Source organism: Megamonas hypermegale (assembly GCF_900187035.1).
Taxonomy (GTDB): Bacteria; Bacillota; Negativicutes; order Selenomonadales; family Selenomonadaceae; genus Megamonas; species Megamonas hypermegale.
This window is the reverse complement of sequence record NZ_LT906446.1, coordinates 1836673-1850644: the sequence shown is the minus strand read 5'-3', so window position 1 is coordinate 1850644 and position 13972 is coordinate 1836673. Positions and strand designations below refer to the sequence as shown.

Sequence of the window (13972 nt, the reverse complement as noted above, 5' to 3'; positions counted from 1 at the left end):
GCTTGACAAGATATTCTGAATAAGATATAATAGCTAAGCACTCGATGAGAGGGCAAAACTTAAAAGAGAAAATAAAGTACTGAAAAATAAATTAAAAAAAGTGCTTGACAAACTCTTCTAAGTAAGATAAAATATTTAAAGTCAGCTCGAGAGAGTGGAAAACAAGAGACAAGATGTTCTTTGAAAACTAAACAATGCACAATGTTTTCTAACAGACGAATGTGCGGTAATTCATGAAAATGAATTTACCTTTAAATTTCTTTTAAACAGATAATTAAGAGCCAATCGGTTCTTCGAAAAATAATTTTTTGGAGAGTTTGATCCTGGCTCAGGACGAACGCTGGCGGCGTGCTTAACACATGCAAGTCGAACGGGGTGTTTATTTCGGTAAACACCAAGTGGCGAACGGGTGAGTAACGCGTAAGCAATCTACCTTCAAGATGGGGACAACACTTCGAAAGGGGTGCTAATACCGAATGAATGAGAGATGACCGCATGGATATTTCTCTAAAGGAGGCCTCTGAAAATGCTTCCGCTTGAAGATGAGCTTGCGTCTGATTAGCTAGTTGGTGAGGGTAAAGGCCCACCAAGGCGACGATCAGTAGCCGGTCTGAGAGGATGAACGGCCACATTGGGACTGAGACACGGCCCAGACTCCTACGGGAGGCAGCAGTGGGGAATCTTCCGCAATGGGCGAAAGCCTGACGGAGCAACGCCGCGTGAACGAAGAAGGTCTTAGGATCGTAAAGTTCTGTTGTTAGGGGCGAAGGGTAGCATTTTGAATAAGGGTGCTATTTGACGGTACTTAACGAGGAAGCCACGGCTAACTACGTGCCAGCAGCCGCGGTAATACGTAGGCGGCAAGCGTTGTCCGGAATTATTGGGCGTAAAGGGAGCGCAGGCGGGAAGTTAAGCGGACTTTAAAAGTGCGGGGCTCAACCCCGTGAGGGGGTCCGAACTGACTTTCTTGAGTGCAGGAGAGGGAAGCGGAATTCCTAGTGTAGCGGTGAAATGCGTAGATATTAGGAAGAACACCAGTGGCGAAGGCGGCTTTCTGGACTGTAACTGACGCTGAGGCTCGAAAGCTAGGGTAGCGAACGGGATTAGATACCCCGGTAGTCCTAGCCGTAAACGATGGATACTAGGTGTGGGAGGTATCGACCCCTTCCGTGCCGGAGTTAACGCAATAAGTATCCCGCCTGGGGAGTACGGCCGCAAGGTTGAAACTCAAAGGAATTGACGGGGGCCCGCACAAGCGGTGGAGTATGTGGTTTAATTCGACGCAACGCGAAGAACCTTACCAAGACTTGACATCGACTGACGTACTTAGAGATAAGTATTTTTACTTCGGTAAACAGGAAGACAGGTGGTGCATGGCTGTCGTCAGCTCGTGTCGTGAGATGTTGGGTTAAGTCCCGCAACGAGCGCAACCCCTATACTATGTTGCCAGCACGTAAAGGTGGGAACTCATAGTAGACTGCCGCGGACAACGCGGAGGAAGGCGGGGATGACGTCAAGTCATCATGCCCCTTACGTCTTGGGCTACACACGTACTACAATGGGATGAACAGAGGGAAGCGAAGTCGCGAGGCAGAGCGGAACCCTAAAAGCATCTCTCAGTTCGGATTGCAGGCTGAAACTCGCCTGCATGAAGTCGGAATCGCTAGTAATCGCAGGTCAGCATACTGCGGTGAATACGTTCCCGGGCCTTGTACACACCGCCCGTCACACCACGAAAGTCATTCACACCCGAAGCCGGCTAAGGGCCGAAAGGAACCGACCGTCGAAGGTGGGGGCGATGATTGGGGTGAAGTCGTAACAAGGTAGCCGTATCGGAAGGTGCGGCTGGATCACCTCCTTTCTAAGGAGCATGCGTTACCGGAAGGTAAGGTATGAGTCGAGCACATTCGTAAGCATTGTTTGGTTTTGAGAGAATATCTCTCTATATGGGGGTGTAGCTCAGTTGGGAGAGCACCTGCCTTGCAAGCAGGGGGTCAGGAGTTCGAATCTCCTCATCTCCACCATATATGGGCCTATAGCTCAGCTGGTTAGAGCGCACGCCTGATAAGCGTGAGGTCACTAGTTCAAGTCTAGTTAGGCCCACCATAATTGTTCTTTGAAAACTGCACAGAAGAATATAAATGCAAAACTAATTCACCGAAAAGAAAAGCAAATGCTTCTCTTAGAGTTTAGTGGATTGAACCAAGCATTTTAGGATTTAAAAACATTAGCGAAGACAAAAGCAAATGACCTTAAGTAAGTTAAGTGAACAAGGGCATACGGCGGATGCCTTGGCGCCAAGAGCCGATGAAGGACGCGGTAAGCTGCGAAAAGGTATGGTAAGGAGCAAGCATCCAGTGACCCATACATTTCCGAATGGGGCAACCCATCATCAGTAATGTGATGATACGAAAGAGGCAGACCCGGGGAACTGAAACATCTAAGTACCCGGAGGAAAAGTAATCAAATGAGATTCCCTAAGTAGCGGCGAGCGAAAGGGGAAGAGCCCAAACCAGATAACTTCGGTTGTCTGGGGTTGAGGACCGGCAGAAAGAGGAAACTTCTTAGCCGAATGGTCTGGAAAGGCCATGCGTAGAAGGTGAAACACCTGTAGGCGAAAAGGAGTCAATCTGGCTGGTATCCAGAGTACTACGAGACACGTGAAACCTTGTAGGAAGCAGGGGGGACCACCCTCCAAGGCAAAATACTAATTGGCGACCGATAGAGAATAGTACCGTGAGGGAAAGGTGAAAAGAACCCCGGGAGGGGAGTGAAATAGAACCTGAAACCGTATGTCTACAAGCAGTCGAAGCACCTTAAGAGTGCGACGGCGTGCCTATTGAAGAATGAACCGGCGAGTTACATTATGTTGCGAGGTTAAGTGGGAGACACGGAGCCGAAGCGAAAGCGAGTCTTAATAGGGCGACTAGTAACATGGTGTAGACCCGAAACCGCAGTGATCTATCCATGGTCAGGTTGAAGCGCAGGTAAAAATGCGTGGAGGACCGAACCCGTGAGTGTTGAAAAACTTTGGGATGAACCGTGGATAGGGGTGAAATGCCAATCGAACGCGGAGATAGCTGGTACTCCCCGAAATAGCTTTAGGGCTAGCCTCAGGGAAGATTATAGACGGTAGAGCACTGTTCTGGTAAGGGGGCGTAAAGCCTACCGACCCTAGACAAACTTCGAATGGCTATAATTAAGACCCTGGGAGTCAGACTGCGAGTGATAAGACCCGTAGTCAAGAGGGAAACAGCCCAGACCACCGACTAAGGTCCCCAATGCTGTACTAAGTGGAGAAGGATGTAAGACTTCATAAACAACCAGGATGTTGGCTTAGAAGCAGCCACCATTAAAAGAGTGCGTAATAGCTCACTGGTCGAGAGGCCTTGCGCCGAAGATGTCCGGGGCTCAAGTACAGAACCGAAGTCGTGGCAGGATGAATAATTCTGGGTAGGGGAGCGTTGTGTATTCGACTGAAGGTGTACCGTAAGGAGCGCTGGAGGATACACAAGAGAGAATGCCGGTATGAGTAGCGAAAAGAACAGTGAGAATCTGTTCCACCGAAAGCCTAAGGTTTCCTGAGCAACGCTCGTCGACTCAGGGTAAGTCGGGACCTAAGCCGAGGCAAAAAGCATAGGCGATGGACAACAGGTTAATATTCCTGTACCGCTTCAAATCGTTTGAGCAATGGAGTGACACAGAAGGTAGCTTGAGCACGCGATTGGAAGAGCGTGTCGAAGGTGGTAGGTTGTGATATAGGAAAATCCGTATCATAAGACCGAGAGCTGATAGATAGACGATACTTCGGTAGAGTCAAATTCAAGTGAGCCATGCTGTCGAGAAAAGCTTCTAGTGAGAGATGGAGCGCCCGTACCGAAACCGACACAGGTAGGCGGGGAGAGAATCCTAAGGTGCGCGGGACAACCCTCGTTAAGGAACTCGGCAAATTGTATCCGTAACTTAGGGATAAGGATAGCCGGAGGATGTGAAGGGATTAACTTCTGGAGCGTCAGCCGGTGGCACAAGAGAGGCCCAAGCGACTGTTTAGCACAAACACAGGTGCCTGCGAAAGAGAAATCTGAAGTATAGGTGCTGACACCTGCCCGGTGCTGGAAGGTTAAGAGGAGGGCTTAGAGGCAACTCGAAGGCTTGAATTGAAGCCCCAGTAAACGGCGGCCGTAACTATAACGGTCCTAAGGTAGCGAAATTCCTTGTCGGGTAAGTTCCGACCCGCACGAAAGGTGTAACGACTTGGGCACTGTCTCAACGAGGGACCTGGTGAAATTGAAGTACCTGTGAAGATGCAGGTTACCCGCGACTGGACAGAAAGACCCCATGGAGCTTTACTGCAACCTGACATTGATGTTTAGTAAATAACGTACAGGATAGGTGGGAGACTGGGAAGTCTGGGCGTTAGCCTAGATGGAGTCGACGTTGGGATACCACCCTTTATTTATTGAACCTCTAACTGTAGGAGTAACGAAACTCAGGACAGTGTCAGGCGGGCAGTTTGACTGGGGCGGTCGCCTCCCAAAATGTAACGGAGGCGCCCAAAGGTTCCCTCAGCGCGAACGGAAACCGCGCAAAGAGTGCAAAGGCAGAAGGGAGCTTGACTGCGAGTCAGACACGACGAGCAGGTACGAAAGTAGGGCTTAGTGATCCGGTGGTTCCGAGTGGAAGGGCCATCGCTCAACGGATAAAAGCTACCCTGGGGATAACAGGCTAATCTCTCCCAAGAGTCCATATCGACGGGGAGGTTTGGCACCTCGATGTCGGCTCATCACATCCTGGGGCTGGAGCAGGTCCCAAGGGTTGGGCTGTTCGCCCATTAAAGTGGTACGTGAGCTGGGTTCAGAACGTCGTGAGACAGTTCGGTCCATATCCATCGCGGGCGTAAGAGACTTGAAGGGGGCTGCTCCTAGTACGAGAGGACCGGAGTGGACGGACCAATGGTGTACCAATTATCCCGCCAGGGGTACAGTTGGGTAGCTACGTCCGGAAAGGATAAACGCTGAAAGCATCTAAGCGTGAAACCAGCCTTGAGATGAGGTCTCCCGAAGCGTAAGCTTGAAAGACACCTTAAAGAAGATGAGGTTGATAGGCCAGGAGTAGAAGTTCAGTAATGAATGTAGCGGACTGGTACTAATAAGTCGAGAACTTAACTTAAAAGCTTGGTAGGGCAAAGAAATTCTTCTGTGAAGTTTTGAGGGAACAAACCTCAAAAAATGAATATCCGGTGATGATGCCTAAATGGAACCACCTGTACCCATACCGAACACAGTAGTTAAGCATTTAGAGGCCGAAAGTACTTGCATGGAAACGTGCTGGGAGGATAGGAAGTTGCCGGTTAAGGAAAAGGCACTGATTATTCAGTGCCTTTTTTCTATTTTATTTTAACATGATTGTATATACCTTACTTTCAAATTATAAAATCTTAAATTAGGTTATAATGTAATAAAATATTACAGTTGTAATTATATTGTTACATCTACTGTAATATAAATGTTACAAAAATAATGATAATTATAAAAAATACTTATTTTATAATATTTTTGGTTTATTAAAAAAGTTGGCACACTACTTGCATTATATTATAGGTGTAAGAGAAATTCGTAAAAAATAAATCAATATATATTTCTTAACCTAAAGGAGGGTTTTATAATGATTATTAGTGTTATCAAAGAAATTAAAAACAATGAAAATCGTGTTGGTTTAACACCTGCAGGTAGTGAAGCTTTAATTCGTTCTGGTCATACTGTATTGGTGGAAAAATCAGCAGGTGTAGGCAGTGGTTTTACGGACGAAGCTTATATTGCTACTGGCGCACAAATTGTTGAAGATAAAAAAGAACTCTTTGATAGAGCTGATATGATTATTAAAGTAAAAGAACCTTTACCATCCGAATATGATTTGTTCCATGAAGGTCAAATTCTTTATACTTATTTACATTTAGCTCCAGAACCTGAACTTACTGATGCACTTTTACGTCATAAAGTTGTTGGTATTGCTTACGAAACAGTTAGAGGTAGAGATGGTCGTTCTTTACCACTTCTTTCCCCAATGAGTGAAATCGCAGGTCGTATGTCAATCCAATTAGGTGCTCAATTCCTTGAAAGTCAATATGGTGGACGTGGCGTTTTACTTGGTGGCGTTAGTGGTGTTTGCCCAGGTCAAGTTGTTATTGTCGGCGGTGGTATTGTTGGTACTAATGCGGCTAAAATGGCAGCAGGTCTTGGTGCTCGTGTAACAATTATTGACCTTTCTATAGATAGACTTCGTTATCTTGATGATATTTTCCATGGTCGTGTAGTTACTGAAATGTCTAATAGCTATAATATTGCTAAATGGGTAGCTAGAGCAGATTTACTTATAAGTTCTGTACTCATTCCAGGTGCTAAAACTCCTATTTTGGTTACTGAAGAAATGATTAAGACAATGAAACCTGGTTCAGTTGTTGTCGATGTAGCTATTGACCAAGGTGGCGCTGTTGAAACTTGTGACCATTGTACAACTCATGATGACCCAACATTTGTAAAACATGGCGTAATTCATTATTCTGTAGCAAATATTCCGGGTGCGGTATCTAGAACTTCTACTTTAGCATTAACGAACGCTACTTTGCCTTATGCTTTAGCAATTGCTAATAAAGGATATAAACAAGCTTGTCTTGATGATCCTGGTTTAATGCAAGGTATTAATACAATAGACGGTAAAGTAACATTTAAAGGCGTAGCAGATGGTTTGAATTTACCATATCATGACATTCATGAAATTTTAAAATAAAAAGCTAAGGCCTGGGTTTACCAGGCCTTTTATTTTTGTGAAAAATATTTTTAGAAAGTAAGGGATATATTCATGTTTTAAAAAGGAGGGTTTTTTATGGATTTATTCCGAAAGAAGGATATTGGCGCATTGCGTTCAATGGCGCAAAAATCAGGACTTACTAGGAATTTAAGTGCATTTGATTTGGTTTTCTTAGGAATTGGTAGTGTAATTGGCACAGGTATATTTGTATTAACAGGTGTTGGTGCAGCACTTTATGCAGGTCCTGGTATATCGTTATCCTTCGTGCTTGCTTCTGTAGCATGTGCATTTGCAGGTCTTGCATATGCAGAATATGCTTCAATGGTACCAGTTGCTGGTAGTGCCTATACGTATACGTATGCATCATTAGGTGAATTTGTAGCTTTCATCGTAGGTTGGAACTTAGTTTTGGAATATACAGTTACATGTAGTACAGTAGCTTCAGGTTGGTCGGGATATGTAGTTGGTTTACTTGCTTCAGGTGGTATAGATTTACCAATTGCTTTTACAAAAGTACCTGAAGAAGGCGGTATTATTAATATTCCAGCGATTGCAATTACAATGTTTTTGTGCATTTTATTAGTGCGTGGTACAAAAGAAACAGTAATGATTAATCGTATTTTAGTATTTGTAAAATTAGCGGTTATTGCTATTTTCTTTGTAATTGCAGTTCCTCATGTTGACCCTACTAACTGGGACCCATTCCTTCCATTTGGTTATCAAGGTATTGCCTCTGGTGCAGCTATTGTATTTTTTGCTTATATTGGATTTGATGCCGTGGCTACATCAGCAGAAGAAGCGAAAAATCCGTCACGCGATTTACCTATTGGTATTTTAGGTTCATTATTTGTCTGTGCAATTTTATATTTCTTTGTAGCGTTAGTTTTAACAGGTATTGTTCCATATACAGACTTAAATACACCTGAACCAGTAGCATATGCACTTCGTGCAATCGGTTATCCAATTGGTTCTGCCATTGTAGCGGTTGGTGCAATTTGCGGTATAACAACGGTATTGTTAGTTCTTTTATATGGACAAGCTCGTATCTTCTTTGCGTTATCTCGTGATGGTATGATTCCAGCTGGTATCTGTAAAATTCATAAATTATATCGTACTCCTTATTTAGTAACTATCGGTGGTTGTATATTAGTTGCAGCAATAGCAGGTTTTGCACCTATTCATTTAATTGCTGAAATGGCTAATATCGGTACATTATCTGCCTTTTTCTTAGCAGGTTTTGGTGTTTTATATTTAAGAATAACTCGTCCAGAAATAAAACGTGGCTTTAGATGCCCTGCGATTTATTTTGTAAGTCCAATGGCAATGCTTTCATGTGGCTATTTGATGTATAACTTACCAATTCACACTTGGATTCGTTTTGTAATATGGTGTGTTATTGGTTTAATTATATATTTTGGTTATAGTTATAAACACTCTAAAATTCAGTCAAATGAAAAATAATAAATAAATAAAAACTGGAATTACAAATTATACGTAATTCCAGTTTTTGTTGTCGCCGAATAGGTATGATAAAACCCACAGTTTAACTGGGGGTTGTTAAGAATTCTTAAAGAAAAGGAAAGAACCTCCGTACTACAATATAAGTGGTCTGGCAACCATATAAAGTATAGGAGGTTCGTGTCAATGAATGATATAAAAAGTTTATCACATAGTAAGTGGAGATGTAAATATCATATTGTTTTTGCACCAAAATACCGTAGACAAGTTATTTATAAAAAAATAAGAGTAGATATAGGAAAGATATTAAGACAGTTATGCAAAAGAAAAAAAGTAGAAATAATAGAAGCAGAATGTTGCCCAAATCATATCCATATGTTAGTGGCAATACCACCGCATTTGAGTGTAGCAGGATTTATGGGGTATTTGAAAAGTAAGAGTAGTTTGATGATATTTGATAGACATGCAAATTTAAAATATAAGTATGGAAATAGACATTTTTGGTGCAGAGGATATTATGTAGATACAGTAGGAAAATATGAAAATGCGATAAAAGAATATATAAAAAACCAATTAGAAGAAGACATAATGATAGATCAAATAAGTTTAAAAGAATATATAGACCCGTTTACAGGTAGCAAGGGACAATAAGGCAAAAATAAAAGCCCCAAAGAGGGGCTTTGCCAGTGAAAAAAATGTGGTTGTCAGATTATTCAGCGCATCTTTTAAGATGCAACCACAAGAGAAAAACCCTTATAGGGTTGAGCAAACCACCAGTTTAACTGGTGGTTTTGATTTATTCTTTGAAATGTAAATTATATTCTTTCATTTTGCGAATGATGCTAGTATGGGAAATACCTAAAGCTGCACCAAGTTTACGAGACGAATTAAATTCTTTTAAGGCTTCACGAATAATTCTCTTTTCAGTATTTTTTACAGCTGCATTTAAATTAAAATCAATGATTTTATTATCATAATTATTGGTATTTACTGATTGATTTTGGGTAGAGAAGACAATATCATCAGGTGTGATTACAGGTTTTCTAGCCATATTGATAGCACGTTCAATTATATTGCTCAATTCGCGGACATTACCTGGGTAGTCATAACTTTCTAATTTTTTTATAGCTTCAGGTGAAAGGGTTTTTACACTAGGGTTGATGTCAGAAACAGTAGAATTAAATAGATAGTTAGCAAGCAATGCAATATCTTCTCTGCGTTCACGTAGTGGAGGTAAGCAAAGTGGAATTACGTTCAATCTATAATATAAATCTTGACGGAACATTCCATTTTGTACCATTTCTTCTAAATTGCGATTGGTGGCAGATATAATGCGAACATTGATGGGAATTTCACGATTTCCACCGATGCGACGGACTGTGTGCTCTTGCAAAACACGTAATAATTTAGCCTGTAGAGTAGAAGAAATGTCACCTATTTCATCGAGAAATAATGTACCATCACAGGCAAGTTCAAATAAACCAAGTTTTCCGCCTTTATTAGCTCCTGTAAAAGTGCCTTCTTCATAACCAAATAATTCACTTTCTAAAAGAGTATCGGGAATTGCTGTGCAATTTATTGCTAGAAAAATATTATTGCGACGAGATGAAGCGTTATGGATAGCACGAGCAAATAATTCTTTGCCCGAGCCTGTTTCTCCACGTATTAAAATGGTAGAATTGCTACTAGCATAATGTTGTGCTGATAATATCAATTCTTCCATGATTTGACTTTGATGAATAATATCGTTGAAGCTGGTAGAAGGTTGTCCTGTAATTTTTTGATAAATTTGACGTACTGTTTTCATATCACGGATAACAGCTACACCACCGAATAAATTGCCATTTTCATCTAGTATAGGCTGACTGCTAACCATATAGTGGTTGTTGTATTCTTCAGAGTAAACTTCATGGTGAAGATATTTTTTACCAGTAGCAAGTGTTTTGGAAAGAAGCTTACAAAATGGTAATACTTTAGAAATTGTTTCACCGATAATGGATTTATCATCTACTTTTAAAATAGAAATGGCTGCTTTATTGATGTATATGATTTCACTTTTATTATTAGCGATGACAATACCTTCATTAATGGTGTTAAAAATAATGTCCATTTGTTGATATTTTTCGTCATGTGGCATTAACATGATTGGTTTTATATTGATAATGCCATTTAATGCGTTAAGTTCTGCGAGAATGCGTTGTTCAATTTTATAGGATAAGGCTTCTGTTTCTAAATATGTAGTGTTTTTGATAACTTCCATAGAAAGGATGTTTATATTGTATTTTAACAATATTTTGGATATATCATAAACTAATCCATGGCGGTCTTTATTTTCAATACATATTTTCATAATAATTCCTTTTTTTATAGGAGATTTTAATCTTCTATGCCTTTACGGCCTTGTATACCTTTTTGATAATAGTGTTTTATTTCTTTCATTTCTGTAACAAGGTCGGCACGTTTTATTAACCAATCGGGGGCGTAACGACCGGTACAGACAACTTCTACATTTTTAGGTAACTTATCCAAAAAATTTTCTAAGGTTTGACGAGTAATTAAATCATAGAACATAGTGACATTAATTTCATCTAAAATAATTAAATCATAATGGTTGTCATTGACTGCTTGAAGTGTTTCCTTTAAATTATCATTGACTAATTTTACATAATCTTCTGGCGGATTATCAGCGGGATAAACTTTTATCATATCGCCCCATTTAGCTATTTCTTCTTTTGAGAGCATGCCTTCTTTAGCAATAAAATATGGTTTGCCACTTGTTTTTAAAGTGAGATTTGGTGAAAACTGTTGCAAAATAATCTGTTCACTATATGATAGAGTTTTCATAAATTGTGAAAAATAAACTTTTTTACCGGCTCCTAAACAGCGAATGGCAAGACCAATTGCTGCTGTAGTCTTGCCTTTGCCATTACCAGTATAAACTTGAAGCATAATATCACTTCGCTTTCTGTTTAACGGTTATCTATTTTTTCTAAGCTATATAAATCATGTGTTTCAAAACGTTTTTGAGCTAAACTTTCGTATTTAGTATTTGGTCGGCCATAATTTGTATATGGGTCAATAGAAATGCCACCGCGTGGTAAAAATTTTCCCCAAACTTCGATGTATTTAGGGTTCATGAGTTTTATTAAATCTTTCATGATGATATTTACGACATCTTCATGAAAATCACCGTGATTTCTAAAGCTGAATAAATATAATTTTAAGGATTTACTTTCTACCATTTTTATGTCTGGTACGTAAGAAATATATATAGTGCCGAAATCTGGTTGACCAGTGATAGGGCATAATGTGGTAAATTCAGGGCAATTGAATTTTACCCAATAATCATGGTCAGGATGTTTATTATCGAAAGTTTCTAAAACATCAGGGCGGTAATCAAAATCGTATTTTACATTTTTTTGACCGAGTAATGTGATATCTTGTACTTCTTCTTTAGTGCGCATTATATCCTTCCTTTGTAGTATTATTGGTATAAATATTATAACATAAAAGAAATGATGTTACTAATTTTGTTTTTGTCTTTTATTGGTGTTAACTGTGTTTTTATATTTACAAATTATCACTTATTATGTTAATTTTTTACTTGACTAAAATACTTTTGTAGCAGTAAAATTAACATATTATATTTATTGCCATTAAAAAAGCTTGTATTTTAATCAAATGTGTATTTAAAGGCCTTTGGACAATAGTATGATAAATATTTCACAATAAATGTACTGAGCGAAATAGCAAAACTGTACAGATTTTGGAGGATTTTACATGGAAAATCGTATTTATAATTTTAATCCTGGTCCTGCTATGCAACCATTAGAAGTTTTACAAGAAGCACAAAAAGAATTTTTAAATTTCGCTGGTAGCGGAATGTCTATTATAGAAATCAGTCATCGTTCAAAACAGTATGAACAAGTACATAATCAAGCTAAAGCTGATATAAAAGAACTTATGGGTCTTGGTGATGATTATGAAGTATTATTCTGCCAAGGTGGAGCAAGCATGCAATTTACTATGCTTCCACAAAACTTTGCAGTAGATGGCAAAGTAGGAAATTACGTTCTTTCTGGTAGTTTTGCTTCTAAAGCATATGATGAAGCTAAATTATTAGGTGTAGGTCATGTTGCAGCTTCTAGCAAAGATGTTAATTTTAAACATATTCCTACACAAGATGAAATAAAACTCAGTGATAATGCAGCATATTTACATCTTTGCTATAATAATACAATTTACGGTACAGAATATCATTACATTCCAGAAACAGGCGATGTACCACTTATCGCTGATATGTCTTCTGATATGTTATCTCGTCCACTTGATTTTTCTAAATTCAGCCTTATCTATGCTGGTGCACAGAAAAATCTTGGCCCTGCTGGCGTAGTAGTTGTAGTTGCTCGTAAATCCTTTATTGAAAATTCACCAGAATCTGTTCCAACAATGCTTCGTTATAATACTTATTTGAAAAAGAATTCTTTATATAATACACCACCTGCTTTCTGCATTTATATGGTTGGAAAAGTTGTTGCATGGATTAAAGAAATGGGTGGCTTGGAAGCTATGGCTAAAAGAAATGCAGCTAAAGCTAAACTTGTTTATGATGTTATTGATAATAGTGATGGTTTCTATACAGGCCATGCAGATAAAGACAGTCGTTCTTTCATGAATGTAACATTTAGATTGCCAAGTGTAGAACTTGAAAATAAATTTGCAGCTGAAGCTTTAGAACATGGTTTAGGTGGCGTAAAAGGTCATCGCTCTGTTGGCGGTATGCGTACATCTATTTATAATGCAATGCCAATGGAAGGCTGCCAAGCACTTGTAGACTTCATGGAAAAATTTCGTAAAGAAAATAAATAATGATGTAAAAAAAGATGGTTTACTGCTAAATGGTAAATCATCTTTTTTTTATGGTTTATTTTTTTATTGGAATATCGAGATAAATAGTATCTAGTTTTGTGATTTTACAGCGAGCTGCTGAGAGATTTGTTATATCGTTTAAAGTATTGTCACTATCGTTTTGTGGCAATAAAATACTGATATCTACTTTATCAGTGTAGTTTTTATCTTTAATGCGTATTTCATTTTGATGAAGATAGTTTTCTAATGTACCTAGTAAATTATAATCTAAAGATAAATTATAACAATTAAAAATGGATTTTTTTACTACGGTAGAAGCATCAATGCCTAAAGTGGCAGATTTGCCATATGCACGAATTAGACCGCCAGCACCCAGTTTTATTCCGCCAAAATAGCGAGTTACGACAATTACAACATCACTTAATTCATTTTTTTTAAGAACTTCTAAAATAGGGACGCCAGCCGTTCCACTCGGTTCACCATCGTCACTGGATTTTTGAATATCGCTGTGTTCACCTATAATATAAGCATAACAATTATGGCGAGCATCAAAGTGTTTTTTCTTGATTTGATTTACAAAATCTTGTGCTTGTTCTTCTGTTTCAACGTGGTTTATGTAGGAAATAAATCGGGATTTTTGAATTTCCCATTCTGTAGTTGCATATCCTTGTATAGTTTTATATTCTAACATTGTTTCACCTCGAAAAATTTTCATGATTATATTATATAAAAATTGAGATATAAATTGAATTGAAAAAATTTTTTTACAAAATTTTGCTTTTTGTATGGTAAAATTAATAGTTTTATAGTATTATTTTCATAATAAAACATTAAATTA

At 39.1% G+C, this 13972-nt stretch carries 8 protein-coding genes, 2 tRNA genes and 3 rRNA genes; 9 read left to right on the top strand and 4 right to left on the bottom strand.

Annotated features, from left to right (window positions below):
* Window positions 1-305: 305 nt before the first annotated feature.
* The 8 genes from CKV65_RS08995 (at window position 306) to tnpA (ending at window position 8916) form a co-directional block, all read left to right on the top strand.
* Window positions 306-1861 (top strand): 16S ribosomal RNA (locus CKV65_RS08995).
* 87 nt (window positions 1862-1948) lie between these two features.
* Window positions 1949-2024: transfer RNA gene (locus CKV65_RS08990), tRNA-Ala, on the top strand.
* Window positions 2025-2029: 5 nt separating this feature from the next.
* A tRNA-Ile gene (locus tag CKV65_RS08985) sits at window positions 2030-2106 on the top strand.
* Window positions 2107-2259: 153 nt separating this feature from the next.
* Window positions 2260-5169, top strand: a 23S ribosomal RNA gene (locus CKV65_RS08980).
* Window positions 5170-5235: 66 nt separating this feature from the next.
* Window positions 5236-5352: ribosomal RNA gene (gene rrf / locus CKV65_RS08975) — 5S ribosomal RNA — on the top strand.
* Together the 16S, 23S and 5S rRNA genes with 2 tRNA genes alongside form the textbook arrangement of a ribosomal RNA operon.
* A gap of 312 nt (window positions 5353-5664) precedes the next feature.
* Window positions 5665-6786, top strand: a complete 1122-nt coding sequence (ald, locus tag CKV65_RS08970; protein WP_027890677.1) for an alanine dehydrogenase — start codon at window positions 5665-5667, stop codon at window positions 6784-6786.
* Between the two features lie 96 nt (window positions 6787-6882).
* Window positions 6883-8268 (top strand): amino acid permease, encoded by a 1386-nt coding sequence (locus tag CKV65_RS08965; RefSeq protein ID WP_027890678.1) that lies wholly within the window; start codon window positions 6883-6885, stop codon window positions 8266-8268.
* Window positions 8269-8451: 183 nt separating this feature from the next.
* Window positions 8452-8916 (top strand): IS200/IS605 family transposase, encoded by a 465-nt coding sequence (gene tnpA / locus CKV65_RS08960; RefSeq protein WP_095197670.1) that lies wholly within the window; start codon window positions 8452-8454, stop codon window positions 8914-8916.
* A gap of 145 nt (window positions 8917-9061) precedes the next feature.
* Here the strand turns inward: tnpA and CKV65_RS08955 are convergent, their stop codons facing one another.
* The 3 genes from CKV65_RS08955 to queF are packed head-to-tail and all read right to left on the bottom strand — an operon-like array spanning window position 9062 to window position 11729.
* Complete coding sequence (locus CKV65_RS08955) at window positions 9062-10615, bottom strand: sigma 54-interacting transcriptional regulator (protein ID WP_027890487.1); 1554 nt, start codon at window positions 10613-10615, stop codon at window positions 9062-9064.
* A 26-nt stretch (window positions 10616-10641) separates the two neighbouring features.
* Window positions 10642-11214: a cob(I)yrinic acid a,c-diamide adenosyltransferase gene (locus CKV65_RS08950; protein WP_027890486.1), complete on the bottom strand. Its 573-nt coding sequence runs from the start codon at window positions 11212-11214 to the stop codon at window positions 10642-10644.
* Between the two features lie 20 nt (window positions 11215-11234).
* A complete protein-coding gene (queF, locus tag CKV65_RS08945; RefSeq protein ID WP_027890485.1) occupies window positions 11235-11729 on the bottom strand; it encodes a preQ(1) synthase in 495 nt (164 codons plus the stop codon).
* Between the two features lie 316 nt (window positions 11730-12045).
* On the opposite strand from queF, the gene serC reads away from it, so the two are divergent.
* Window positions 12046-13134, top strand: coding sequence for a 3-phosphoserine/phosphohydroxythreonine transaminase (gene serC / locus CKV65_RS08940; RefSeq protein ID WP_027890484.1), 1089 nt, complete (start codon window positions 12046-12048; stop codon window positions 13132-13134).
* Between the two features lie 55 nt (window positions 13135-13189).
* On the opposite strand, the gene CKV65_RS08935 is transcribed toward serC, so the two are convergent.
* Complete coding sequence (locus tag CKV65_RS08935) at window positions 13190-13825, bottom strand: YigZ family protein (protein ID WP_027890483.1); 636 nt, start codon at window positions 13823-13825, stop codon at window positions 13190-13192.
* Window positions 13826-13972: the final 147 nt, after the last annotated feature.